25 protein-coding genes and 1 pseudogene are annotated in these 24,146 nt (G+C 70.9%); 12 read left to right on the forward strand and 14 right to left on the reverse strand.

Going from position 1 to position 24,146, the window contains the following annotated elements; all coding sequences use genetic code 11:
- Window positions 1-77 precede the first annotated feature (77 nt).
- A pseudogene (locus OG897_RS02840) lies at window positions 78-200 on the forward strand (GNAT family N-acetyltransferase); the annotation flags it as partial.
- A 59-nt stretch (window positions 201-259) separates the two neighbouring features.
- Here OG897_RS02840 and OG897_RS02845 read toward each other — a convergent pair.
- The 3 genes from OG897_RS02845 to OG897_RS02855 all read right to left on the reverse strand — a co-directional run bounded on the left by OG897_RS02845 (window position 260) and on the right by OG897_RS02855 (window position 2,636).
- Window positions 260-1,390: a YncE family protein gene (locus OG897_RS02845; protein WP_266652552.1), complete on the reverse strand. Its 1,131-nt coding sequence runs from the start codon at window positions 1,388-1,390 to the stop codon at window positions 260-262.
- Window positions 1,387-2,001: an ankyrin repeat domain-containing protein gene (locus tag OG897_RS02850; protein WP_266652554.1), complete on the reverse strand. Its 615-nt coding sequence runs from the start codon at window positions 1,999-2,001 to the stop codon at window positions 1,387-1,389. The genes OG897_RS02845 and OG897_RS02850 overlap by 4 nt, the downstream gene beginning before the upstream one ends.
- A 77-nt stretch (window positions 2,002-2,078) precedes the next feature.
- Window positions 2,079-2,636, reverse strand: coding sequence for a heme-binding protein (locus OG897_RS02855; RefSeq protein WP_266652556.1), 558 nt, complete (start codon window positions 2,634-2,636; stop codon window positions 2,079-2,081).
- Between the two features lie 312 nt (window positions 2,637-2,948).
- On the opposite strand from OG897_RS02855, the gene OG897_RS02860 reads away from it, so the two are divergent.
- On the forward strand, window positions 2,949-4,364 hold the full coding sequence (locus tag OG897_RS02860; protein ID WP_266652558.1) for a sensor histidine kinase: 1,416 nt from the start codon (window positions 2,949-2,951) through the stop codon (window positions 4,362-4,364).
- Window positions 4,361-4,990: a response regulator transcription factor gene (locus tag OG897_RS02865; protein ID WP_266652560.1), complete on the forward strand. Its 630-nt coding sequence runs from the start codon at window positions 4,361-4,363 to the stop codon at window positions 4,988-4,990. Before OG897_RS02860 ends, OG897_RS02865 begins: the two co-directional genes overlap by 4 nt.
- 13 nt (window positions 4,991-5,003) lie before the next feature.
- Here the strand turns inward: OG897_RS02865 and OG897_RS02870 are convergent, their stop codons facing one another.
- A complete protein-coding gene (locus tag OG897_RS02870) occupies window positions 5,004-5,537 on the reverse strand; it encodes a Uma2 family endonuclease (protein WP_266656510.1) in 534 nt (177 codons plus the stop codon).
- Window positions 5,538-5,748: 211 nt separating this feature from the next.
- Here OG897_RS02870 and OG897_RS02875 point away from each other — a divergent pair, with 211 nt between their 5' ends.
- Entirely contained in the window at window positions 5,749-6,249 is a 501-nt protein-coding gene (locus OG897_RS02875) for a hypothetical protein (protein ID WP_266652562.1), read from the forward strand.
- 227 nt (window positions 6,250-6,476) lie between these two features.
- Here the strand turns inward: OG897_RS02875 and OG897_RS02880 are convergent, their stop codons facing one another.
- A complete protein-coding gene (locus OG897_RS02880) occupies window positions 6,477-7,163 on the reverse strand; it encodes a pentapeptide repeat-containing protein (RefSeq protein WP_266652564.1) in 687 nt (228 codons plus the stop codon).
- Between the two features lie 172 nt (window positions 7,164-7,335).
- Between OG897_RS02880 and OG897_RS02885 the strand changes: the two genes are divergently transcribed.
- From OG897_RS02885 to OG897_RS02895, 3 genes are all read left to right on the forward strand, one after another.
- Window positions 7,336-8,544, forward strand: a complete 1,209-nt coding sequence (locus OG897_RS02885; protein ID WP_266652566.1) for an NAD(P)-binding protein — start codon at window positions 7,336-7,338, stop codon at window positions 8,542-8,544.
- 67 nt (window positions 8,545-8,611) lie between these two features.
- Window positions 8,612-9,628, forward strand: coding sequence for a zinc-binding dehydrogenase (locus OG897_RS02890; RefSeq protein ID WP_266652568.1), 1,017 nt, complete (start codon window positions 8,612-8,614; stop codon window positions 9,626-9,628).
- 59 nt (window positions 9,629-9,687) lie between these two features.
- Window positions 9,688-11,163 carry a M1 family metallopeptidase gene (locus OG897_RS02895; RefSeq protein WP_266652570.1) on the forward strand — a complete coding sequence of 492 codons (1,476 nt, stop codon included), beginning with the start codon at window positions 9,688-9,690 and terminating at the stop codon, window positions 11,161-11,163.
- A gap of 11 nt (window positions 11,164-11,174) precedes the next feature.
- Here OG897_RS02895 and OG897_RS02900 read toward each other — a convergent pair whose 3' ends face one another.
- A complete protein-coding gene (locus tag OG897_RS02900) occupies window positions 11,175-12,749 on the reverse strand; it encodes a M4 family metallopeptidase (protein WP_266652572.1) in 1,575 nt (524 codons plus the stop codon).
- 282 nt (window positions 12,750-13,031) lie between these two features.
- Between OG897_RS02900 and OG897_RS02905 the strand changes: the two genes are divergently transcribed.
- Entirely contained in the window at window positions 13,032-13,451 is a 420-nt protein-coding gene (locus tag OG897_RS02905) for an ASCH domain-containing protein (RefSeq protein ID WP_266652574.1), read from the forward strand.
- A 34-nt stretch (window positions 13,452-13,485) separates the two neighbouring features.
- On the opposite strand, the gene OG897_RS02910 is transcribed toward OG897_RS02905, so the two are convergent.
- Genes OG897_RS02910 through OG897_RS02930 form a run of 5 tightly spaced genes read right to left on the reverse strand, consistent with a single transcriptional unit; the run spans window position 13,486 to window position 16,700 of the window.
- Window positions 13,486-14,643, reverse strand: a complete 1,158-nt coding sequence (locus OG897_RS02910; RefSeq protein ID WP_266652576.1) for a methyltransferase domain-containing protein — start codon at window positions 14,641-14,643, stop codon at window positions 13,486-13,488.
- The gene (locus OG897_RS02915; RefSeq protein ID WP_266652578.1) at window positions 14,640-14,999 is read right to left on the reverse strand and encodes a hypothetical protein; all 360 of its coding nucleotides are present in this window, start codon (window positions 14,997-14,999) and stop codon (window positions 14,640-14,642) included. Before OG897_RS02915 ends, OG897_RS02910 begins: the two co-directional genes overlap by 4 nt.
- 21 nt (window positions 15,000-15,020) lie before the next feature.
- Complete coding sequence (locus OG897_RS02920; protein WP_266652580.1) at window positions 15,021-15,908, reverse strand: helix-turn-helix transcriptional regulator; 888 nt, start codon at window positions 15,906-15,908, stop codon at window positions 15,021-15,023.
- A 26-nt stretch (window positions 15,909-15,934) separates the two neighbouring features.
- Complete coding sequence (locus tag OG897_RS02925) at window positions 15,935-16,468, reverse strand: DUF6879 family protein (protein ID WP_266652582.1); 534 nt, start codon at window positions 16,466-16,468, stop codon at window positions 15,935-15,937.
- Window positions 16,440-16,700, reverse strand: a complete 261-nt coding sequence (locus OG897_RS02930) for a hypothetical protein (protein ID WP_266652584.1) — start codon at window positions 16,698-16,700, stop codon at window positions 16,440-16,442. Before OG897_RS02930 ends, OG897_RS02925 begins: the two co-directional genes overlap by 29 nt.
- Window positions 16,701-17,111: 411 nt before the next feature.
- On the opposite strand from OG897_RS02930, the gene OG897_RS02935 reads away from it, so the two are divergent.
- A complete protein-coding gene (locus tag OG897_RS02935) occupies window positions 17,112-18,032 on the forward strand; it encodes a hypothetical protein (RefSeq protein WP_266652586.1) in 921 nt (306 codons plus the stop codon).
- Between the two features lie 66 nt (window positions 18,033-18,098).
- On the opposite strand, the gene OG897_RS02940 is transcribed toward OG897_RS02935, so the two are convergent.
- The gene (locus OG897_RS02940) at window positions 18,099-18,674 is read right to left on the reverse strand and encodes a TerD family protein (protein WP_266652588.1); all 576 of its coding nucleotides are present in this window, start codon (window positions 18,672-18,674) and stop codon (window positions 18,099-18,101) included.
- A 193-nt stretch (window positions 18,675-18,867) separates the two neighbouring features.
- Here OG897_RS02940 and arfB point away from each other — a divergent pair, with 193 nt between their 5' ends.
- Window positions 18,868-19,296 (forward strand): alternative ribosome rescue aminoacyl-tRNA hydrolase ArfB, encoded by a 429-nt coding sequence (gene arfB / locus OG897_RS02945; RefSeq protein ID WP_266652590.1) that lies wholly within the window; start codon window positions 18,868-18,870, stop codon window positions 19,294-19,296.
- A 45-nt stretch (window positions 19,297-19,341) separates the two neighbouring features.
- Here the strand turns inward: arfB and OG897_RS02950 are convergent, their stop codons facing one another.
- Window positions 19,342-19,944: a flavin reductase family protein gene (locus OG897_RS02950; protein WP_266652592.1), complete on the reverse strand. Its 603-nt coding sequence runs from the start codon at window positions 19,942-19,944 to the stop codon at window positions 19,342-19,344.
- Between the two features lie 323 nt (window positions 19,945-20,267).
- Here OG897_RS02950 and cdgB point away from each other — a divergent pair, with 323 nt between their 5' ends.
- Both cdgB and OG897_RS02960 read left to right on the forward strand, forming a co-directional pair.
- The gene (gene cdgB, locus OG897_RS02955) at window positions 20,268-22,031 is read left to right on the forward strand and encodes a diguanylate cyclase CdgB (protein ID WP_266652594.1); all 1,764 of its coding nucleotides are present in this window, start codon (window positions 20,268-20,270) and stop codon (window positions 22,029-22,031) included.
- A gap of 166 nt (window positions 22,032-22,197) precedes the next feature.
- A complete protein-coding gene (locus tag OG897_RS02960; protein ID WP_266652596.1) occupies window positions 22,198-23,193 on the forward strand; it encodes a carbohydrate-binding protein in 996 nt (331 codons plus the stop codon).
- Window positions 23,194-23,264: 71 nt separating this feature from the next.
- On the opposite strand, the gene OG897_RS02965 is transcribed toward OG897_RS02960, so the two are convergent.
- Window positions 23,265-24,113: a class II fructose-bisphosphate aldolase gene (locus OG897_RS02965; RefSeq protein ID WP_266652598.1), complete on the reverse strand. Its 849-nt coding sequence runs from the start codon at window positions 24,111-24,113 to the stop codon at window positions 23,265-23,267.
- Window positions 24,114-24,146 lie beyond the last annotated feature (33 nt).

Genomic DNA, 24,146 nt, shown 5'->3' on the forward strand with positions numbered 1-24,146 from the left:
CGCGACGCTCCGCGTCGCTCAACTCCGGATGCGATTCCTCCCGGGGCTGAAGCCCCGGGGTTCCTCGCAAGATCACGCTGAAGTGGAACCGGCCGACGATCGACTTCTACGAGGCGCTCGGGGCGCGGCCGCAGGGGGAGTGGGACGTGTACCGGCTGACGGACGGGGCGTTGGGGAAGCTGGGCGGGGCGCGGGGATAGGGCCTGAGGGGCCGCCCCGGCTTCGACTCGGGTCCGTCTTGGGCCGGGGCTTTCGGGGGTCAGGTCAGGACCGCGATGCCCAACGGCCGTACCCCTGCTGCCACGCGGCGGGTGTCGCCGGTGGGGACGTCGACCACCGTGATGCCGTCCCAGGAGCCGGCGCGGGTGAAGCCTCCGGTGACGTAGGCCGTGCGGCCGTCGCGGGAGACGGCGACGGCCTCGTGGGCTCCGTCCAGGGGGATCACGCGTTCCGTGCCGTCGGGGCGGCGGATCGTCAGGGATGCCTCCTTGTCGTCGCCGCCGATCGGGCCCGTTCCGACGACGAAGAGGGTGCCGTCGGGGGTGACGGTCGTGCCGTGCTGGTGGGTGTTGGCGGTCATCGGCTCGACCGTGACGCGGCCGGTGCGCGGGTCCAGGACCGCGAGGCGTTCGCCCTCGAAGGGGAGGAGGAGCTTGCCGTCGGTGGGGCGGACCGCCGCGTAGTGCGGCTTCAGCCAGGAGCCGAGGCCGCCCTCCGTACCGTACGGGGCGACTTCGAGGCGGCGGGGCTTGAGCGTGTCGGTGCGGACGGCGGTCACGTCGTACGAGTCGTGACCGGTCGCGTAGACCTCGCGGCCGTCGGCGGAGACGTCCACGTCGAAGGGGCGGCGGCCGACGGGGACGGTGTCCGTGACCTTGCGGGTGGTGGTGTCGATGACCTCCAGCACTCCGGTGGTGTCGGGGACGTTGACGCCGACGTAGGCGTGCCTGCCGTCCGGGGAGAGGGCGATGCCCATGCCTCCGGCGCGGTACTCGCCCATCGTCGCGGGGCCGTCCGCCTGCGTCGCGTACGGGATCAGGCCGAGGCTCGTACGGGTACGGGTGTCGACGACCGCGACGCCCTCCGCCGTGGCCACCCAGGCGCGCCCGTCCGGCCCGAGGGCGAGACCGTACGGGGCGGTGCCGACCCGCACCGAGCCGGTCGGGCCCTTGCCGGGGGCCGGGTCGACGAAGGTGACGGTGTCGGAGTCGAAGTCGGCGACGAGGAGGGTGCCGGAGGGGGTGGGGGAGGAGGCGGGGGTGGGCGCGGTGGGGGTGACCGTCGCGGGGCGGGGTCGCTCGGGGGCGCTTTCGGCGGCGCCCGCGCAGGCGGAGAGGAGGCTGAGTGCGACGGTGACGAGGACGGCCCAGAGGGCGAGGCGGGGTTTCACGACGCGTCCCTGATCAGCCGGGCGATGCCGTCGAAGCCGCGCCGTTCGGCGTGGGTGAGGGGGGTGACGCCGTCGTTGTCCGCGAGGGTGGGGGTGGCGCCTGCCGCGAGCAGGGCCTCCACGACTTCTTGGTGCGGGCGGCCGCCGTCGCCAAGGATGACGGCTTCCAGGAGGGCGGTCCAGCCGAGGCGGTTGACGTGGTCGACGTCGGTGTCGGTCTCGGTGAGGACGGCTCGTACGTACGTGACGTGGCCGCGTTCGCTCGCCGGGAAGACGGAGATGCCGCCGAAGCGGTTGCACAGCTTGAGGTCGGGGGCGGGGTCGGCGGACAGCAGCGTACGCATCATCGCGACGTTGCCGGTCACGCCGGTGACCAGCCAGGCGTTGTCCTCGCGGAGGTCCTGCGCGTTGGGGTCGGCGCCGGCGGCGACGAGGAGCCGGGCGGCTTCCACGTGGCTGCCGAGGGAGGCGTGCAGGAGGGGGGTGCGCAGTTCTGCGTCGCGGGCGGTGACGCGGGCTCCGTCGCGGAGGGCGGAGCGGATGGCGTGTGGGTCGCCCGCTTTGGAGGCGGTGAGGAGGTGGTGGTCGGGGGTGGGGGGTGGGGTGGCCATGGGGGGCCTTTCTGGGGCCGGTAAGGGAGCGGGCCCGTTGTCGGGTGGGCCCACTCCCGTGTGTTGCGGGGCGCGGATCAGCGGGCCAGGGCCGCGACACCCGCCTGCGCGAACTTCTCGTCCAGGTCGCCGCTCGGCGCACCCGCGACACCGATGCCCGCGATCGGGGCGCCCTTGGCCTGGACCGGCGCGCCGCCGCCGAGGAAGAGGGTGCCGGGGATGTCCTTCAGGTTCGGGGCCTGGGCGAGGCGCTTGACCAGCTCGGAGGTGGGGGCGTTCCAGGAGACGGCGGTGTAGCCCTTCTTCACGGCCGACTCGGGGGACTGCGGGCCCGCACCGTCGCCGCGCAGGGTGACGATGGTGTTGCCGTTGCGGTCGACGACGGCGACGGAGACGCGCTGGTTCTCCTTCTTCGCGGCGTCCAGGACGGCCTCGGCGGCCTTCGTCGCGGCGGCCACGGTGAGGTGCGTCGACTGCTGGAGGTTGCGGTTCGAGGTGTCGGCCTTGACGGCGGCGAGCGACTCGGCGGCCGGGGCGGAGGCGTTGGCGCTGACCGCGCCGAAGGTACCGGCGCCGACGGCGGCGAGGACGGCGGAGGCGGTGAGGACGCGGGTGCGGACGGAGAGCTTGCGCATGGTGGGCTCCTGGGGAGGGCTGTGGGGCGGGGAGCGGCGTGAGTGCCTGGCTCCTTCTGTCCTCAATCCTGGGTGCGGGGAAGGCTCCGTACGGTCGGTGCTCCGGCTGCTCCCGGCGGGCCGGGGGGCGGATACGGGGGTCAGCCGATCGGTTGATGCGGGGGTGGTCCTCGGAGGGGGGAGGATGGATGTCCGGAGGCGAACGACGGGGCCTCCCCCGCTCGAACGAGGTGGAGAGCCGGGGAAAGGGCCGGGGCGGGCCACGCTCGGCGGAACCGCACCACGTACGACCGGAACGAGGACACGGACCCCATGGCCCACCCCCACACCCCCGACTCACGGCCGGGAAGCCCCGCCCTCCCGCAAGTGGACCCCGCCCTCCCGCAGGGAAGCCCCGCCCTCCCGCAAGCGGATCCCACCCTCCCTCAAGCGGACCCCGCCCTCCCGCCCCGGGACCAGGCCGACCCCGACTCCCGCCCCCTCACCCTCCTCCTCCACATCGCCTTCTTCCTCCTCCTCGGCGGCTCCCTCGCCCGCTTCCTCCTCCGCCACCCCGGCGAGGCCCGCACCCCGTGGATCATCGGCCTGAGCATCGCGCTCGCCGTCCTCCACGTCCTCCTGTACGTCGTCCGGGCGGGCGGCCACCGGGACCAGGGCCGGGACCAGGGCCGGGACCAGGGCCGGGACCAGGGCCGAGACCAGAGCCGGGACCAGGCCCGGAGCCGGGACCGCACCCCCGCCCCGCCGCACCCCCGCCTCCGGCTCGGCGCGGTGGTCGCCGTCTGGGCCGTCCTCGTCGTCCTCGCCCCGAGCTTCGCCTGGTGCGCCGTCCCGCTCTTCTACACGGGCCTGCGCACCCTCCCCACCCGGATCTCCCTGGCCCTCGTCGCCCTCCTCACCGCCTTCGTCGTGGCGGCCCAACTCCAGCTCGCGGGCGGGGAGTTCGACCCCACCCTCCTGCTCGCCCCGCCCGCCGTGGCCGCCATCGCCGCAGGCACCTTCGTCTACATGCAGCGCCAGGCCGCCCGTCAGCGCGCCCTCATCGACGACCTGATCCGCACCCGCCGCGAACTCGCCGCCACCGAGCGCCGCGAGGGCACTCTCGCGGAGCGTCAGCGTCTCTCGTACGAGATACACGACACCCTCGCCCAGGGCCTGTCCAGCCAGCAGATGCTGCTCCAGGCCGCCGACCGCACCTGGGACACGGACCCGGCGACCGCCCGCCGCCACGTCCGTACGGCCACCGCCATCGCCGAACGCAACCTCGCCGAGGCCCGCCGCTTCGTCCACGACCTGGCCCCCGCCGACCTCGCCGAGGCGGGCGCGCGCGGCGGCGGCCTGGAGGAGGCCCTCCGTACCGTCGCCACCCGCGAGAACGCCCGCTTCCACATCGACGGCACGCCCCCCGCAACCCCCCTCCCCGACCGCGTGCAGTCCGCCCTGCTCCGCATCGCCCAGGGCGCCCTCGCCAACGTCCACGAACACGCGGACGCGACCACCACCGCCCTCACCCTCACCTACCTGGATGATCAAGTGGTCCTCGACATCGCGGACGACGGCCGGGGCTTCGACACGGACGGGCTTCGCGGCCCGAGCGGTGTACGGGGCCACGGCCTGCCCGCGATCCGCGCCCGCGTCCAGCAGCTCGGCGGCACCCTCGCCGTCGAGTCCGCCCCCGGCGAGGGCACGGTCCTGTCCGCCGCGATCCCCCTGGAGCCCCAGCCGTGACCACCACTCCCGTACGGGTTCTGCTCTGCGACGACCACGTGGTCGTACGGGCCGGACTCCTGGCCCTCCTCTCCAGCGAGCCGGACATCGAGGTCGTCGGCGAGGCCGGAAACGGGGAGGAGGCCGTCGCGACCGCCGCCAAGCTCGCCCCCGACGTCGTCCTCATGGACCTCCAGCTCGGCGACGGCATCGACGGCGTCGAAGCCACCCGCCGCATCGCCGGGACCGGCCCCCACGTCCTGGTCCTCACCACGTACGACACGGACGCCGACATCACCCGGGCCATCGCCGCGGGCGCCACGGGGTACCTGCTGAAGGCCGAACGCCCCGAGGAGCTCTTCGCCGCGATCCGCTCCGCCGCCCAGGGCCGCACCACCCTGTCCCCGCCGGTCGCGAGCCGGGTGATGGCCCAGATGCGCGGCACCGGCCGCCCCACGCTCACGGACCGCGAGTCCGACATCCTGGCCCAGCTCGCCCACGGCCTGGGAAACCGCGAGATCGCCCGCGCGCTCTTCATCAGCGAGGCGACGGTCAAGACCCACCTGGGCCGCATCTACGCCAAGCTCGGGGTGGACACGAGGGCGGGCGCGGTGGCGGTGGCGAAGGAGCAGCGGCTGCTGCCGTAGGCGGGGGAGAGGGTCAGAACTCGCTCGTGTCGAGGTCGAAGCCGAGCGGTGCGGGCAGCGGAACCTTGCCGGGCATGTCGTACGGAACCTTGTTGACGTAGTCGTCACCTGCGGGTTCCGTGCACAGGACGGCCTTGCCCGCCTCACGGTCGATGAGCAGGTACACGGGGATCCCGGCGCGGGCGTAGCCCCGGAGCTTCTTGACGCGGTCGTTGCCGACGGTGGAGGAGGAAGTGACCTCGGCGACGAGGACGACTGGGGAGGAGTCGTGGAACTCCAGCGTGTCGTCGAAGCTGCCCTTGGGGGCGATGACGAGGTCGGGGATGACCTTGCCGGTCTTGGAGGCACCGGGGACGTCGAGGCCGACCCCTGTGTACCGGCCCAGTTTGCGGTGGTGGTCGCGGACCTGCCCACTGATCTCGGAGACGATTTCTTCGTGCTCGCCGTTGGCGGGAGGCGTCATGTGGATGTCCCCTTCGATCAATTCCACGCGCCAGCCCTTGGGGGCGACGGCGCTGAACATGTCGAAGGCTTCGTCGACCGACATGGCCGGGTTCTTGTCCTGGAACTCGTCGGACTCGTCCTCGAACTCGAACGCGTCCCACTCGGGTGCGGGCAGTGCCATGGCGGACCTCCTTCGCGCAGCGCGACTCTCTCAGGGTAGGCCGGGCCGCCTGCCCGGAACTCCCCTCCTTCACCCGAACGTGTGAGCGGATACGTTTCTCCGCCCCACCCCCTCCCGTGCGACCATCGGGAACGTGCTCGACATTGGCTACTCCCTTTCCCGCCGCTTCCCCGATCCTCCGCAGACGGACTACCGCCGTGCGGATGTGCGGTCGCTGCGGCACGACCTGTTCTGCGGGGACGTGTACCTCGCCGACGTCAAGGCGGACCGGGAGGTTTCCACAGCCTGGGGATGGGTGCCGGTGCTCGACTTCGCGTGGGCGCTGTGCGACATCGTGGAGCAGCTGGATCAGGACCCGCGCGGGAACCGGTCCGCGAACCGGCAGTACGCGGAGCTCGACTTCACGGAGTCGACGGACCGGATGCTCTTCGAGCGGCGGTTCGGGTGGGTGGACGTCGAGGCGGACTGGATGCCGGTCGAGGAGGCTCCGCTGACCTTCGGGCACCGGGTGCTGCGGCGCGAGGCGCGGGACTTCCTGCACGATCTGATCGCGGATCTGACCGACATGCACGAGGGGCTGGCGGACAATCCGGCGCTGTGGACGCTCCAGGCCAAGTTTCCCCGCGTGAGCTGACCTCGGGCCGGTCGGGGGCGGGTTTTGCTTTCTGCCGGGGCCGGGGCCGGGGTCACTGATGGGGGCTACGCCCCTCGCCCCCTGCACGGCTTCGCCGCGCGTCCTCAATCGCCGGACGGGCTGAGGTGGGTTCGCCTGTGCGTCCTCAATCGCCGGACGGGCTGAGGTGGGTTCGCCTGTGCGTCCTCAATCGCCGGACGGGCTGAGTTGGGTCCGCCCGCGCGTCCTCAATCGCCGGACGGGCTGAGGACCCGTACTCCCATCGCCGCCGCGAAGACCGGAGCCAGGTCCAGGAGCTGGGTCGGGCTCACCACCGCTCCCCTCAGCCTCTCCACTCCCCTCGCGATCTCCAGCTGAGCCACTGTCCGCAGGTCGACGTCGTTCATCGTCACGCCCGTGAAGTCCGCCCCCTTCAGTACGCAGTCCCGGAACTCCACCCGGGTCAGCCGTGCGTCCCCGAAGTCCGGTTCCACCAGCACGCATCCCTCGAAGACGACGTCCGTCAGCCTCGCCTTCCGCAGGTTCATGAAGTCGATCTTTCCGCCCCGCACCACCACCCGCTCCCACCCGGACCCGTGCAGCTGCGTACCGCCCAGCCGCGCGTCCACCACCTCCACGTCCCGCAGGGACGCTTCCGCCAGCTGCGTCCCGACGCCGCGAACCTGCTCCAGTACGCAGTCCATGAAGCGCGCCCGACCCAGCCGCGTCTCGTCAAGCCCCACCCCGTACAGACCGCAGTCCATGAACCTCGCGCCCCGCCCCTCCTGCCCGGCGAAGTCCAGGTCCCGCAGCTCCAACCCGTCGTAGTCCCCCTCCGACTCCAGCTCCCCGCCCTCGAAGGGCAGCAGCTCCGGGAGCCGCACCTCCGCGCGCCGTACGGCAGGGACCTGGTTCTTCTTCGCATCGCGTGCCATGCACCCATGCTGCCGCACCCCACTGACAACGCCCCGGCGAGCGGTCGCGCAAGAGGCCCCGGGCCGGATGTCACATCCCGGCGGCCCCGATCCGTCCCCCTCCCGAAGGCAGCGCACCACCCATCCACAGCACGCCACCCATCCACTCACCCACCCACCGGGAGCAGACACCATGGCCGACACCACCCCCCTCACCGTCATCGGCGGCGGCCTCGCCGGTCTCGTCACCGCCATCACCTCCGCCGAGTCCGGCGCCCCCGTCACCCTCCACGAGTCCCACCGCGACCCCGGCGGACGCGCCCGCACCGCCACCGGCGACAGTCCGTACAAGACCAACGAAGGGCCGCACGCCCTCTACTCGCGCGGCCCCCTCTGGACCTGGCTCCAGCAGCGCGACCTCGTCGGGCCCGCCTCGGCCGTGCCCCTCAGCGCCGCCGCCCGCACCCGTTTCCACCGCGACGGCTCCCTCCACCGCATGCCCCCGCTGCCCGTGATGCGTCTCGGCCGCCGCGACCCCCAACAGGCCCCCGTCGAGGAGGACTTCTTCTCCTGGGCGGCCGCCCTCGTCGGCGAACGCCATGCCCGGTTCGCCGCGAACGCCGCCGGGGTCGCCCTCTTCCACCACGACCCCGGCATCCTCTCCGCCCGCTTCGTCCAGGAGCGCCTGCACCGGGTGCTGGCCATGCCGCCCGAGGCCAAGTACCCGGTGGGCGGGTGGAGTTCCGTGGTGGACGGGCTCGTGGGGCGGGCCCGGTCGCTCGGTGTGCGCATCGAGACCTCGTCCCGTGTCACCCCCTCCGGCCTCGCCGAAGCCGCCGGGCGCGGGCCCGTCGTCGTCGCCACCTCGCTCGCCGCCGCCCGCACCCTGCTCGGTGACGACTCCCTGACCTGGGAGAGCGGGCGGACCGCGCTCCTCGACCTCGGTCTGCGGGCCCGGCGCGGCGACGCGTTCATCGTGTCCGACCTGGACGCGCCGGGGTGGGTGGAGCGGTTCACCGCCCAGGACCGGACCCTCGCCCCGGCCGGTGAGCACCTCGTGCAGGCCCAATTCCCCATCGGGGAGGGGGAGTCGAAGGCCGTTGGCATCGCGCGCGGCGAGCGGCTCCTCGACCTCGGCATGCCCGGCTGGCGGGACCGTGTCACGTACCGCTCCGAGGCCCTCGCGGCGGGGCGCACCGGCGCCCTCGACCTGCCCGGCACCACCTGGCGCGACCGGCCCGCGATCGACCGGGGGAACGGGATCTACCTCGCCGGGGACCAAGTCGCCGCGCCGGGGCTGCTCGCCGAAGTCTCGTTCAACAGCGCCCTGGAGGCCGCCTCGCTCGCGATGCGCGCACCCCGTATCCGTACCGCCCGCCCCCTTGACCTCAATCGCGCTTGAGGTGTGAGGGTGATCGAGAAGCGGCCGGAACCTCCACGAACGGCCCCGCGCACTAAGGGAGTTGACCATGCACGCGATCCGCCTCCACGCCTTCGGTCCCGCCGAGAACCTCTCGTACGAGCAGACCGAGGACCCGGCCCCCGGCCCCGGCCAGGTGCGGATCGCCGTGACCGCCGCCGGCGTGCACCTCGTCGACACGTCCCTGCGCCGGGGCAACCCCGGCCCCTTCCCCGAGCCGCCCGCCCTCCCCACCGTCCCCGGCCGCGAGGTCGCGGGCACCGTCGACGCGCTCGGCGAGGGCACGGACCCGTCCTGGCTCGGCCGCCGTGTCGTCGCCCACCTGGGCATGAACCCGGGTGGCTATGCCGAGCTGGCCGTCACCGACGCCGCCAAGCTCCACCCCGTACCCGAGAACCTCTCCGAGGCCGAGGCCATCGCCATGATCGGCACCGGCCGCACCGCCCTCGGCATCCTCGGCTTCACCGAGGTCACGAACGCGACCGTCGCCGTCGTACCGGCAGCGGCGGGCGGCATCGGGACGCTTCTCGTGCAGTACGTGAAGAACGCGGGCGGGACCGTCATCGGGCTGGCCGGGGGGCCCGCCAAGGTCGCCCTCGTCGAGAAGAACGGCGCGGACCTCGCCGTCGACTACACCCGCCCGGACTGGCAGGACGAGGTCGCGCAGTTCCTCGCCGAGCGGGGCATCGGCGGGGCGACGATCGTCTTCGACTCGGTCGGCGGCGACACGGGTCTGGCCGCCGTCGACCTGCTCGCCCCCGGCGGCAAGCACCTCGTCTTCGGCTGGTCGGGCAAGGGCGTCCACGACGGCGAACCCCTCACCTTCACCGACGCCGAACTCGCCGAGCGCGCCATCACCTCCGAGGTCGTCCTCGGCCCGGTCATGCTGGCCAAGGCGGGCGGCGGCCCCGACGCCATCCGCATCCTGGAGACCCGCTCCCTGGCCCTGGCCGCCGAGGGCGCGCTCCGCCCGGCCGTCCAGCTCTACCCGCTCGCGGAGGCGGCCAGGGCGCACGACGACCTGGAGAACCGGCGCACCATCGGCAAGGTCGTCTTGGTCCCGTGACCGCCGGGCGGGCCGTCGCCGGGGCTCCGAGGCGCCGGGGCCCCGCCTAGGATCGGGGGATGCCCTCCCGCAGCCGCCGCCCCCTCCCGAGCCCCCGCACCACGCTGGCCGCCCCCCTCGCGGCCCTCCTCCTCGCGGTGTCCGGCTGCACCGGCGAGGGGGTGCCGACCGGCACCCCCGGCACGCACGGCCTGCGCGACTCCCTCTTCCCCAAGCTGGGCAACGGCGGCTACGACGTCACCCACTACGCCATCGACCTCGACTACGACCCCGCCGCCCACCGCCTCAAGGGCACCGCCACCCTCACCGCGAAGGCCACCCAGGGCCTCAGCGCGTTCAACCTCGACCTGGCGGGGCTCAAGGTCGACAGCGCCACCGTCGGGGGCGAGAAGGCCGCCGCCCGTCAGGCCGGTACGGAGCTGACCCTGCGGCCCAAGCGGGACCTGCGCGAGGGCGAGACCTTCACGGCGGTCGTGCGGTACTCGGGCACGCCGCAGGTCGTCACGGACGTCGACAAGGCCCGCGAGGGCTGGCTGCGTTCGGCGGACGGCGAGCTGTCGGTCGCGGTCGGCCAGCCCGCCGGTTCCATGGCCTGGTTCCCGGGCAACAACCACCCCTCCGACAAGGCGACGTACGACATCAAGGTGACCGTCCCGGAGGGCCAGAAGGCCATCTCCAACGGGGAGTTGAGGAGTCCGCCCGTCACGTCGAACGGCCGCACCACCTTCGACTGGCAGACGCGCGAGCCCATGGCCAGCTACCTCGCCATGGTCGCGGTCGGCGACTTCGCGGTGTGGGAGTCGAAGGCCACCGCCGAGTTCGAGGCCGACGGGAAGACGCCCAGGCGGACCGTCCCGGTGTACGCGGCGGCCGAGAGGTCCGTCGACGCCGGGAGCCTCGAACTCCGCAAGCAGATCCCGGACTTGATGGACTGGGCCGTGACGTACTTCGGCCCGTATCCCTTCGGCTCGATCGGGTCGGTCGTCGTCCCCGAGCAGGACATCGGCTACGCGCTGGAGTCGCAGACCAAGCCGGTCTACTCAGGCGTCACGGGCAATGACGGCTCACTCGAAGACGCGCAGCTCCACGAGATCGCCCACCAGTGGTTCGGCAACTCCGTCACACCCAGGAGCTGGAAGGACATCTGGCTGAACGAGGGCTTCGCGACGTACGCCGAGTGGCTGTACGAGGAGGACGAGATCGAGGGCGGCGACACGGTGCAGGAGTCCTTCGAGGCGGCCTTCGCGGTGGACGCCAACTGGGAGTTCCCGCCCGCGAGCCCGCCCGGACCCTCGAAGGTGACGGACGCGCCCGTGTACGAGGGCGCGGCCATGGTCCTCCACAAGATCCGCCAGGCGGTCGGCGACGACACCTTCTTCGAGATCCTGGAGGAGTGGCCCGCGAAGTACCGGGGGAAGAACGCGTCGACCGCCGACTTCACCGCGTTCGTCGAGGAGAAGACGGACGCGGATCTGTCGGCGGTCTGGGACGTCTGGCTCTACGGGGGCGAGCGCCCCGCAACTCCCAACGTCTGACGCCTACTTGATTACTTGACGTTGACCCCGGTCCAGGCGGCGGCCACGGTCTTCGCCTCGACGCCGTCGGCCCCGTACAGGTCGGTCGCCGCCTTCAGGGTCGCCTCACGGGCGGCCTTGTAGTCGGTCGTCGACGTCATGTAGGTCGACAGCGCCTTGTACCAGATCTTGTATGCCTTGTCCTGGCCGATGCCGGTGACCTTCGACCCGTCCTTGGTCGGCGAGTCGTACTTCACGCCGTTGATCTCCTTGGCGCCGCTGCCCTCGGCCAGCAGGTAGAAGAAGTGGTTGGCGATGCCGGACGAGTAGTGCACGTCGACGTCACCCGCCTTCTCGTCCCAGTAGTCGAGCGACTGGCCGTCCTTGCTCGGCTTGTCCATGTAACGGAGCGGCGAGCCGTCCCCGTTGATGTCGATCTTCTCGCCGATGAGGTAGTCGCCGACGTCCTCCTTGTTCTTGGCGAAGAACTCCACGGCCGCGCCGAAGATGTCGGAGGTCGCCTCGTTGAGGCCGCCGGACTCGCCCGCGTACTCAAGGTTCGCGGTCGCGGCCGTCAGGCCGTGGCTCATCTCGTGCGCGGCGACGTCGATCGAGGTCAGCGGCTTCTTGTCGCCCTCGCCGTCGCCGTACGTCATGCAGAAGCAGCTGTCGTCCCAGAAGGCGTTGACGTACGCCTTGCCGTAGTGGACGCGGGAGTAGGCGGCCTTGCCGTCACCGGCGATGCCGTTGCGGCCCAGCTCGGCCTTGTAGAAGTCCCAGGTCATGGCCGCGCCGTAGGCGGCGTCGGCGGCGGCGGTCTGGGCGTCGTCCGGCTTGCCGGTGCCCCACTTGTCGTCGGCGTCGGTGAAGAGCGTGCCGGTGCCGGACTGCCCGCCCTTGAGGTCGTACGTCTTGTGCCCGCCGCGCTCGCCGTCGGTCAGGTCGAAGCCCGAGCCGCCCTTCGTCGAGGTCAGCGGCACCTCACCGCTGTACATGCTGCTGCCGGTGCCCGTCTCGATCTCGTCGAACGAGTACAGCGTCTTGCCGGTGTTGGCATCGGTGACGGTGTGCAGCCTGCTCGGCGTGCCGTCCTTCTTCGTGCCCGTCTTCACGGTCTCGAAGGCGAGGACGGGCGTGCCCTTGAGCGCGAAGATCACCTTGCGGGCGGCGGCCGCCGACTTCAGCTTCGGCGTCGTCGACGCCACGGCTATCTTCGCGTCGGTCGCCTTGTCGACGCCCTTGAGCTTTCCGCCCTTGGCGACGTGCGTGACGAGGTCACCGCCGAGGACGGGCAGTCCGTCGTACGTCCGCTCGTAACGGGTGTGCACCGTCCCGTTCGCGTCCTTGATGACATCGCGCGCGACGAGCTTCTCACCCGCGCCGAGCCCGAGGCTTCTGGCCGCCGAACCGGCGTTGACCTGGGCGGATGCGATGGCGGTCGCCCGTACGGCGGCGGCGGAGGCGGAGGCCGTGGGGACCTGTGCCTGCTGCGCCTTCTCGGGGGCGGCGGTGGCGGTACCGGCCTGGACGCCGACGACGACCATGGCGGCTGCGGCGGCGAGGGCCGCGGCGCGGACAGAGTTCTTCCGTGAAACGTGGGGGGTCATGCGCTCTCCATCACTCGTTCCGTGGGGGGTATGAGCTGAGCGATGTGAGAGTGACACTGATCGGCAGGGGATGACCGTGTGCCGACAATTGCCTCACAACTTTTTGACCATCTCTTGCCTCTTGATCGTCCGTTGAGAGTCCATTTGTGGCGGAGTCTGCCCGATATTCGGTCAACGGGTGTGGGTTGGAGGGGAGTTGTGGTTACCCGTGGTAGGTGCCGCGTCCCGACTCGCCCGTAAATGCGAGAGCCCTCCGAAGGCAGGCTCCGTAACCTGCACGGCATGGACCTCAACGCCCTCCCCGTCATGGAATTCGCCTTCCCCGGCCCGCTCCGGGACCAACTGGTCGCCGCGATCCTGTCCGGTGAGAAGACCTCCACCACGGGTCTCGTACTGGACTACGAGCTGGCCGGTGATCCCCTGCCCCGGCCGGGCGACCGGACGGCCGTGGTGGACTCCGACGGCCGCCGGGTCGCAGCGATCGAGACGACCGAGGTCCGGATCCTCCGCCTCGCGGACGTCGACCTGCAACACGCCGTCGACGAGGGTGAGGGCTTCACCTCCGTGGCGGACTGGCGCACCGGCCACGAGTCCTTCTGGCACAGTGCGGAGATGCGGGCGGAACTGGGCGACCCGGAGTTCACGGTCGACGACGACACGATGGTGGTGGCCCAGAACTTCCGGCTGCTGCACACGGCCTGAGGTCAGGCGGTAGTGGCGTCGACACGGGCCTCCGTCAGCGAGCGTGATGGAGGGTACGAACGACCTTCGCCGGGGTGTCGAGCCACACGCACTCCTCCGTCCGCGTCACGTTGAGCCCCGCCCGGTCGCGCCCGGGACGGCCGAGGCGGGCCCAGGCCCGGTGCGCCGCCTCCACTTCGTCCCACAGTCGCCGCGGCCCGTACTGCCCCACCTCATATGTCTCCCGGTCCGGTACGAACTCGACAGCGGCCCACGACGAACGGTCGTCCGCCAGCACCCACAACGTCGCCTCCCCACTGCCGTCATCGGCTTCCGCCAGCAGGTACCAGGCATCCGGCAGTTCCAGCCCTACCCAGAATTGGGCGTCCGCGTCCGCCGCCAGGACACGCGGGCACAGTTGTGTCCTACCTGTCTGCTCCTTCCCCCGGTGGTGCAGGAAGTCGGCCAGGAATCCGCGTGGGGGGCGGTTGTTGCGGCTCCGCATGAACGCCGGATATCCGCTGAACCGCCCCTGGGCGACCGGTGGATCGGCCCTCCTCCTGCGTACCTCCAGCGTCGCGAACGAGTACGGGAAGAAGCTCCCGCCCCAGGGCGTTACGATCCGCCCGTCCGGGGCGACACTCTGCTCGACCCATGCGTACGGGACCGACGGCACTGCATAGGTGGCGACCACCCGGTCGTACGGAGCACAGTCCGCCCATCCGGCGTCCCCATCGCCGCACACCACCCGGGACCGGAACCCGGCCTCCGCGAGGTTCTTTGCGGCGGCCTCCGCGAGCACGGGATCGATCTCCACGGAGGTCACCCGGTCGTCGCCCAGTCGGCGCGCGAGCCAGGCCGCGTGATAGCCGGTACCGGTGCCCAGCTCCAGTACGTGATGCCCGTCCCGTACGTCGAGCAGCCCGAGCATCTGCAACATCAGCGAGGGGGAGGAACTGGACGAGGTGGGTAGCCGGTAGGCCCCTTCGTCGGGCTCCCGTCCGTCGTTCACCTGCGTGATCAGGGGCAGGTCGTCGTAGGCGGCAGCCAGCCAGGCATTCGGGTCGTCCTGGCGCGAAACGGTTCTGGACGGAGTCTCCACCACTTCCGGCAGGAACGCGGCCCGGGGCACGGAGGCGACCACCTCGCGCCAACTCGATTCCACAGTCGCCTTGTTGGTGAGAATTCGTAGCAGCTCTTCGGGTGAGCTCACTTTCCCTTCCCTTCATCCTTCTTCGGCGGATTCGAGACGGGACGGTTCCACTGTCCGTCCGACTCGCGGGGCGACTGCTGCTTGTCCCCGTCGGACCCGCCCTTGCCGTCACCGTGTGTGCCCATGCGTGGGCTGCCGGGCCGGAGGGCTTGGGCGAGTCGGAGGGCTTCTCCGGCGTGGAGACGGCCGAGCTCGACCAGGGGGCGACCAGAAGTCGCGCCGGTCAGGTCGATCCGCAGCGAGGGGAGGGTGACCTGCGCGGCGGTGAGGGCCTGAGTGAGGAGGTCGACGGCGTGCTGGGCCTCGGCGAGGGCGGACTTGACGGTGCCGTGTGGGGCGACCGGTGTGTTGGCCATGCTCATGAGGCTAGAAGCGGGTCATGTTGCCGTTCTACGTTCTTGCGCGAGCTTGCATGCGGGCTTTTCGAGCGCGGCGATTGCCTCCGTGATGAGAGAGCGCGCCGCCGCCCCGTGGACGGCCATCGGGGACAGCTTGGCAAAGGCTTTCGCGTAGACGGCTACTTCGCTGGGTGCAGTGACGTTCACAGCGGCGGTCAGCAACTCCACGCTCACCCTGTGTCCGTCAAACAGGTAGAAGGCTTCGAGTGGCCAGACGCGTCGACTCGCGGTGAAGGGAATGATCCCGAGGCTGACGTTCGGCAGGGCCATGACGGCGAGCAGGTAGCCAAGCTGGCCAGCCATCGTCCGGGCGTCGCCGATGCGGTAGCGCAGAACCGTCTCTTCTACGAGGAAGGCGAACCGGCGCTTGCCGTCCTGGACGACGTGCGAACGTGCCACACGCGCGGCGGCGGCCTCAGGGGAGTCGTCGGGGGTGTCCTGGAACGTGGCGATCGTCGACAGCAGCGCGGTCGCGTAAGCCTCGGTTTGGAGCATTCCCGGCACGACGTTGGAGCAGTACACCCGAAAGCTGTGGGTCCCTTCGTACAGCGGGACTATCTCCTCCTGAGCGCGACGCATACCGTGCCGGTGAAGCCGCTTCCAGTGCACGTACATCTGGTCGGCCTGCTGGTTGGCGGCCACCAGGTCAGGGGCCTGGTCCTCGGCATCACATGCCGTGCACCAAGCCCTGACATCCGCATCGGACGGCGGGGTCTTGGCGTGCTCGATGCGGGAGGACTTCGCCGGGCTCCAACCGCACCGCAGTGCCAGATCGCGGCCCGACAGCCCAGCCGCACGACGTAGTTCCCCCAGCCGAGCGGCGAGGGCTTCGCGGGCTGCTTGTGCGGCGGACGAGGCTGCGGGCAAGGCGAGGCTTCCAGTGGACGATGCGGTCAGACCGCGTACTTTGCGTGCGGGATGCCATGCTCCCAGACGAGCCCGAAGGCTCGGGCGGCGAGTTCGATCACTTCGGGTTCCGTGCGCATCTCCCACTTCGGGTCGGCCCAACCTCCGTCGCCGGAGAAGTGGTTGAACAGTACTGCGGTGCGGTCGAAGAGCCAGAAGTCGTTACCCGGCAAGGGGATGGCCGAAGCCAGCCTCCGAGGCAGCCAGCGCACTTCTTCCCCGGCGAGCACGTTGACCGATGCGCCCGCGTGTTCGTAGCGGATGTACTCGGTCACCGGTTCGGAGACGATGCGGGCCCGCCGTACGGTTACGCCCCGAGCCACAGTGCGGCCGATCAGGTCGACCCACGGAGCCCAGTAGGCCGAGTCAGGGTCGGTGTCGCGTTCCCCGGTGTTGCGCCAGTGCTCGAAGTCGGATGCTTCGTCGCCCACGTCGTAGGTGTCACGCATCTCCAAGTGGAATGCGGAGTGCTCGGCGGCGGCGAGCAGTGCTTCAAAGCTGGGAGCGTCGTTCTGCGACATCACACGCCTTCCTGATGATGGACACCATGCGGGCCGGAACTCGAATCACGGCCTCGTGCGGCGGAATGCCGGGCGCGTGACCGGGCGCTTCGAACCTGGCGCACTCGGCCTGGAGTTCAGCGCTGGGCTTCCATCCCTGGAACACGAGCTCCGCCGTCTCCTCGTCCACCCACACGGTGGGGGAACCCTGCTGGCCGGTGTCCGGGTCGATTCCGACGAACTTTAGTCTCACGGTGATCTCCCGAGTCCGGTCGATTGCGCGTCGTTGCACGACCATCACTTGCTGGCGAGTCCTCGTCAAGAGCGAACGGGTGTGCCAACTGTGCCCCAAGTCGATTGAGCGCGGGGTGCGTTGGGCCCCTCGGGAGCTTGAGACCCGGGTGGCGAGATTCGAGTCTTCTTTACTCGGAAGGGTGGGTGGGACTGATCCCCGCCCACCCACCCTTTCCCGAGCGCGGGACGCGTGCGCGTGACGGGCGTGCGGGCTTCAACTTGCCCACGGCGTCCGCGAGATGACTTCTTGTGATCGGGTCGCGACCATGTGTTGCGGACGTGTACCGTGCGTCACAACAAGACGACCCCCATGCGGGGCCTAAGCCGCATGAGGGTCTGACCACTGCGAGATCGAATAGAGGCGATCCACATGGCTATTCAGCAGCTTAGTCGTACCCTCCACGCCCCCGCCCACCCGATGGCCAAGCCCGGGTACGGGAAGAAGGCGGCGCCCGATCAACTCCCGTTCGACGGCGGCACCTTCGCCCACCTGCCCAGGCGGGAAGCGGCGATTGCCCGGTACATCGACCTTCTCCCCGACGGCTCCGACATCAGCATCAAGACGCTGGCCAAGGAGATGGAGGGGTACGGGCAGATGGCCGTCGGCAGCGCGCTGAAGTACCTCACCACCGCCGGGCACCTGCGTCGCTTCGTCGAGGAAGTGTGGGTGGAGCGGGAGGGATACCGGCAGGTCACCCGCACCTGGTTCTCCCGCACCGCGCGGCACGAGCACTGGTGGCGGGCGTTGCTGTGCGACGACGTGCCCGAGTCCGGCAAGGAGCCGGGCGTACCGGTGGACGAGCCGGGGGAGGCGGAGCGGCGCGGGTACAGCGCGCTCGCGCGGATCGCCAGGACCGAGCCGCGGCTACCCCTCTCCGCCGCCTCCTGCGAAGCGCTCGCACCGCTCGCGGGGGAGTGGTTCAAGCGGGGGATGAGCGAGTCGCAGTTCGTGTTGACGCTGACCTTCTGCCTGCCCCAGCCGGTGCGGCACCCCTTCGGGTTCGTGCAGCAGCGCCTGATCAACGAGATGCCGCCGGAACTCCCGGGCCCGGTGCAAGGGCTGATCGCGGTGGAGTGCACGGGGTGCGGCGTGCCGGGAACGGCCGAGGCCCTTCCCGGCGGACTGTGCGGGCCCTGCCGGAGCACGCCGTACACGGCGCGGCCCGAGCGGGGGCTGCCCGCCGACGTCGTACGCGGCAAGGCGGACCGCATCCGGTACGAGATGGAGGAGCGGCGGCCCTCCAGGAGCCCGGACGGGCACGCCCGAGGGCCCCGGTCGCCGCGCCGCTGAAGCGGGTTGGCGGCCGGGGCCCTCGGAGGCGTACGGGCCGGTCGGCCCGGACTCGTACGGCGGAGATCAGACGCTGACGCCGAAGTCCTGGGCGATGCCCGTGAGGCCCGAGGCGTAGCCCTGGCCCACGGCGCGGAACTTCCACTCGGCGCCGTTGCGGTACAGCTCGCCGAAGACCATCGCGGTCTCGGTGGCGGCGTCCTCGCTCAGGTCGTAGCGGGCGAGCTCGGTGCCGCCGGCCTGGTTCACGATGCGGATGTACGCGTTGCGGACCTGGCCGAAGTTCTGCGAGCGGGACTCCGCGTCGTAGATCGAGACCGGGAAGACGATCTTGTCGACGTCGGCGGGCAGCGCGGCCAGGTTGACGTTGATCTGCTCGTCGTCGCCCTCGCCCTCACCGGAGCGGTTGTCGCCGGTGTGCACGATGGACTGGTCCGGCGTCGCCTTGTTGTTGAAGAAGACGAAGTGGCCGTCCGAGTAGACCTTGCCCGCGGGGTTCACCGCGATGGCGGAGGCGTCGAGGTCGAACTCCGTGCCCGTGGTCGTGCGGACGTCCCAACCGAGGCCGACCGTGACGGCGGTCAGGCCCGGGGCCTCCTTGGAGAGCGAAACGTTGCCACCCTTGCTGAGGCTGACTGCCATGGGATGTCCCTTTCCTCGTGCGTGATGTGCGGGCTTCGGTATGAGTCCCGAAGCTACCGTCACCCCATCTAACGCGGCCAGGGGCCCAGGAAGTTCCAGCATCGCCCGGTTCTCTTTACTTTCTTTGCCGAAGCGCACACCCGTACCCCGAAAACGGTGTGACGGACCCGCTGCGAGCAGGGACTATGGACGCATGTCTGGTCCCTACGTCATCCGTGGCTCCGTCTCCCTCCCGGAGGCCGAGCTCATGTGGCGTTTCTCCAGGTCGTCGGGGCCGGGCGGGCAGCACGTGAACACCTCCGACACCCGCGTCGAGCTGCGTTTCGACCTCGCGAAGACGGAAGCGCTGCCCGAGGTGTGGAAGGCGCGCGCCCTGGAGCGGCTGGCCGGGAGGCTGGTCGACGGTGTCGTCTCCGTACAGGCCGCTGAGCACCGCTCGCAGTGGAGGAACCGGGAGACGGCCGCCGTACGGCTCGCCTCGCTGCTCGCGGAGGCGTCCGCGCCACCGCCCAAGCCGAGGCGGGCGACCAAGATCCCACGGGGGATCAACGAGCGGCGGCTGCGGGAGAAGAAGCAGCGGAGCCAGACCAAGGGCGGCCGGTCCGGACGCAGCTGGGACTGAGCCCGTAAGGACCCGTTGGGACCCGTAGGGACAGGTCCCGGGCGCTCAGCTCAGCTGGCGGTACCTGCCCCGGAAGTACGTCAGCGGGCCGCCGTCCGTACTCGGCAGATCCACGGCCAGGACGCGGCCGATCACCAGGGTGTGGTCGCCCGCCACCACGCGCTGTTCCGTACGGCACTCCACGACCGCCAGCGCGCCCCCCACGAGCGGCGCACCCGACACCTCGCCGCGCTTCCACGGGATGTCCTCGAAGAGGAGCCGGTCGCTCAGACGGCCCTTCATCGCGAACCGCCCCGCGATGTGCCGCTGGCTCTCGGAGAGCAGGGAGACCGCCCACAGGGGCTGCTCCTCCAGCAGGTCGTCCATGCGGGAGCCGTTGCGCAGGCTGATCATCACCAGCGGTGGTTCCAGGGACACCGACATGAAGGCGGTCGCCGTCATCCCGACGTCCTCGCCGCGCGGGCCGCCGTCCTCGTCATGGGCCGTCACCAGCGTCACGCCCGCCGTCAAGCGGGACATCGCAGCGCGGAACTCGTCATCGCTCACCCCCTCAGGATGGGGGATCAGGGACGGGCGGGGTGAAGGGAGGGTGCTTTGCGGGGTGGCTTCAGTCGTCTGCAACACATGATCAACGCTAGGCGGGACCATGTGCCGGGCACATCGGGCAGAGGGACCAGACGGGACCTAGGTCCCGCGGGGGTCCCGGGTGCGCGAGGTCTGCGGGGGACGCGTCCCGTGTCCTCCGTTCGCCGCCCGTTTTCGGCCACACGGGTGCCCGGAACAGGGCGGGAGCGCTCCCACAAGTGCAACATGAACTTCCGCTACTGGCTTGTGACTTGAGTCACAGAAGGAAGTATTTGTTAACCCTGTGTACCGGGAGGGAGGCGCGCTGTGATTCAGTGGCGGTGGCAATCGGACGATGAGAAGCCTGGAGTTGCTGTCGTTGCTGTCGAGGTCTCGGGGAGCGGGCCATGGAGGCCGAGTCGGAGCCGTACGTCCGTCTTGCGACCCTGCGGCAACTGCACCAGGTGGTCGCTGACCTCAACACCGCACGCAGTCTGTCGGACACCGTGCAGGCCGTCGCCGACGGCATCGTCACCGGTCTCGGATACGAGCTGGCGTGTGTGAATCTCGTACGTCCCGACGGTGATCTCGTCGTGGCCGCTTTCGCGGGGAACACCGCGGCCGAGGCCCTCATCACCGGCCGGGTCGGCTCGCGCGGCTCGTGGGAGCGGCGGCTGCTGATGGGCGAGCGGTGGGGCGCACTCCACTTCATCCCGCACCACGAGGGCTGGGTGCTGATGGAGGACGACGTTCCGCAGTGGCACACGGAGGGGCCCGATCCGCGCTTCGCCGACGAATGGCACCCCAGAGACCGCCTGTACGCGCCGATGTACGCATCGGGCGGCGAGGGCGAACTGATCGGCGTGATCTCCGTCGACCGCCCGCGCGGCGGACGCCGCCCCGGCGCATGGGGCCAGGAAGCGCTCACGATGTACGCCTCCCAGGCCGCCATCGCCATCACCAACGCTCGGCTCAGGTCGAACATGCAGCGCGCCCTGGTCCGCCTGGAGCGGGAACAGCAGGCCCTGCGCGCCAGTGAGGAATCCTTCCGCCAAGCCTTCGAGTACGCGCCCAGCGGCATGGCCATCGCCGAGATGGGCGGCGACCAGCACGGCCGCCTGCTGCGCACGAACGACGCGCTGTGCCGCCTGCTGGGCCGCCCCGCCTCCGCCATGCGCCGGTACTCCTTCGCCGACCTCGTCCACCACGAGGACGTCGGTACGCTGCTGCGCACGTCGGCGGAGGGCGGGCGCGCCGAACTCCGCCTCCAGCGCCGCGACGGCAGCTTCGTCTGGGTCAACCTGCGCAACTCCGTCGTCGCCGACACCGCCGACGGGCCCCGCTTCCTCCTCACCCACGTCGAGGACATCGAGGAGCGCAAGCGGCACGAACTGCACCTCGCGCACCGCGCCTCCCACGACTCCCTCACCGGCCTGCCCAACAGCGCGGAGCTGAGGGCCCGGCTCTCCGCCCGCCTGTGCCGTCGCCCGCACGCGGTGCGCGCGACGGCGGTGGAGGCGCTGGACGCGGCGTACGACGGTGCGTACGACCAGGGGCTGACGTACGGCGACGGCAGTGGTGGACCGGTGGCGTACGACGACGGGTTCTACGGCGACCCGATGAGCCCGAGGGGCTCGGCGAACCCGATGGGTTCCGCCGGCTCCATGGGGCTGATGGAGGAGGGCGACCCCGGTTTCTACGACCACCACGTGCACACGGTCGCGCCTCAGGAAGGTGCGGGGGAGGGCGCCCCCGGGCATCCCGACGACGGCACGAAGGGGCTCGCGGTGCTGTTCTGCGACCTCGACGGCTTCAAGTCCATCAATGACCGCTTCGGGCACCAGGCCGGTGATGCGGTTCTGATCGAAGTGGCACGACGACTGACCACCTGTGTCCGGGACGGCGACACTGTGGCGCGGCTCGGCGGTGACGAGTTCGTGGTGCTGGCGGACGGTCTTGGCAACGCGGACGCGGCTGATCTCGCGGTCCGGCTGCGCAACGCGATCATCCCGCCGATCCGGGTGGACGGGCGCGCGGTCCGGGTCGGGGCGAGCTTCGGCATCGGGTGGGCGGAGTGCGGGATGACGGTGGAGGAAGTCCTCCAGTCCGCCGACCAGCGGATGTACATCGAGAAGCGGTCCCGTTCGAAAGTGCACCGGCGCGCGGGATAGCTCCGGGGTGGCTTCGGGACGGCTCCGGGGTAGCTCCCGCGCGCGTTCCTCCCCGCACTTCCCCCGGTGCATGCTGTGTTCAACGTCCCAGAGGGCGTTCGCGCGCACCAGGTAGGCTCGCCCGGTCGGCGATGCTGGCGGAAACATGGTGAGGAGTGACGCTGGGATGACGGCCGCGAACAACGGCACGGGCACGCCTGAGGACGACGATCCGTTCGGCTACCTCTACGAGGACGGACGTGCGGCGGGCGCTCAGCCGCCGAGCTCGGGCGGCGGCTACGGCTACCCGAGCGCGTCGTCGCAGCGCGGGGTCCCCAGGACGTCGTACAACCAGGTCCGGCCGGTCGGCGAGCGCCAGTACGGGCAGCAGGGTCAGGGCCAGCAGGGCCAGGGTCAGGCGACCCAGGCGTTCCCGCAGCAGGGCCAGCCGGGACAGCAGCAGTACGGGCAGCCCAACGCGCACTACGCGGCCCCCGAGACGCAGCCGGGCGGCGCCCCTCGCGGTCCGGCCGAGTCGCCGGGCGACCAGGGGCGCGGCGGGCGCGGGCGCGGGCCCAACACCCGGGGGCTGCTGATCGGCGCGATCGCGGTGGTCGCGGCCGTGGTGATCGGCATCGGTGTGGCGCTGATCAACGGCAAGGACAAGCCGGAGGACAAGGCGTCCGGCAAGGACGGCGCGACCTCGGGCCAGCAGCAGAAGCCGTCGCCGACGGCGGAGCCGACCGAGGGCGACAAGCCGCCGACGGAGCTGCCGAAGTCGGATGCGGCGCTGTTGATGCTGTCGCCGGGGCTGAGTGCGGTGAAGGACGTGCCGGGGGCGACGTCCGATTCGAAGACGTACGTGCCGCTGAGCCAGCCGAATTCGTCGGCGACGTGGACGGTGAAGGTGCCGGAGGCGGGTCAGTACAAGCTGTCCGTCGATTACGGAGTGCCGGGCCGCGATACCAAGGCCGACCTGACGGTCAACGGCAAGCCGCACCAGACCGGGCTGCGGATGAAGAACTTCGCCAATGCTCAGGCCGACGCCTGGGACAAGGGCTGGACCAACACCTGGGCCCAGGTGAGCGCCAAGCAGGGCGAGAACACGTTCGTGATCTCGTGCCCGGCCGGGTGTGAGGTCAACCTGGACAGAGTGGCGTTGCAGCCGCTGAAGAAGCAGTAGGACGAAACAGCGAGGTGGGCCCCCGTCGGGACTGAGTGTTCCGGCGGGGGCCTTCGCGTGCGCGCTGCTTGCTACTTGACCGTCGTCAGGAAGTGCGCCACCGTCGCGGCCATCGCGTCGCGGCCGGGGGTGAGGTACTTGCGCGGGTCGACGGTGGAGGGGTTCGCCTCCAGGTACGCGCGGGCCGCGCCCGTGAAGGCCGTGTTGAGGGCCGTGCCGACGTTGATCTTGACCATTCCGGCGGCCACGGCACGGCGGATCTCGTCGTCCGGGACACCGGAGGAGCCGTGCAGGACGAGGGGGACCGGGACGGCCTCCTTGAGCGCGGCGATCAGGGTGTGGTCGAGGGTGGCCGTGCGTTCGGTCATGGCGTGCGAGGAGCCGACCGCGACGGCGAGGGCGTCGACGCCGGTGTCCGCGACGTAAGTGGCGGCCTCCTGGGGGTCGGTCCTTACCCCGGGGGTGTGCGCGTCGAGTGCGGCCTCCCCTTCCTTGCCGCCGACCTTGCCGAGTTCGGCCTCGATCCAGATGCCGCGCCGGTGGCCCCAGCGGACGGCTTCGGCGGTGGCCTTGACGTTGTCGTCGTAGCTCAGCTTCGAGGCGTCGAACATCGCGGAGCTGAAGCCTGCCTCGTGGGCGGCGTGCAGGAGCTCGACGGAGACGACGTGGTCGAGGTGGAGGGAGAGCGGGGCCGAGGAGGAGCGGGCGACGGCGGCGGCTGCGGCGGCGATGGCGAGGACGTTGCCGCCGTGGAACCTGACGGCGTTCTCGGAGATCTGGAGGACGGCGGGGGAGTTGGCTTGTTCGGCTCCGGCCGCGATGGCTTCGGCGTGTTCGAGGGTGATGACGTTGAAGGCGGCGAGGGCGGTGCCTTGGGCTGTGGCGGCGGCGATGAGGTCGCCGGTGGGGTGGAGGGGCATGGGAGGGGTTCCTGTTCTGGGTGGGGCGGTACG

Source organism: Streptomyces sp. NBC_00237 (assembly GCF_026342435.1).
In the GTDB taxonomy this organism is placed as follows: domain Bacteria; phylum Actinomycetota; class Actinomycetes; order Streptomycetales; family Streptomycetaceae; genus Streptomyces.